The 270-nt window shown below is 55.2% G+C and carries 1 protein-coding gene; it reads right to left on the reverse strand.

Annotated elements, in window-relative coordinates:
* Positions 1-100 (reverse strand): DUF454 family protein (locus ACZ3HG_RS23800; RefSeq protein ID WP_465334852.1); only part of this gene is annotated, 100 nt, incomplete at its 3' end.
* Between the last annotated feature and the right edge of the window lie 170 nt (positions 101-270).

Here is a 270-nt window from a genome sequence, read left to right on the forward strand (position 1 = left end):
GCAGGATAAAAGGTGTGGTCGGTAAAACCGGCAGAACGACACCCAGGGTGCCGAGCACTACCGCCAGCCAGCCAATGATGATTAAAATAGTGCGTTGCATAGTGCTAATCGTTGCCGGAATAAGCGGCTAATGTACCATAATCGCCGTGAAAAAGAGGGAATGAGAGATGAAAAGCGACGCGCTTTTAGAGAGGCTGGAGCAGCAACTTGCCCGGCTACGCCAGCAGGCCGCGCCGCTGGCGGATCACTTCACCGTCAGCGCCCGTTTTG

Source organism: Erwinia sp. PME.40.26/001 (assembly GCF_055556675.1).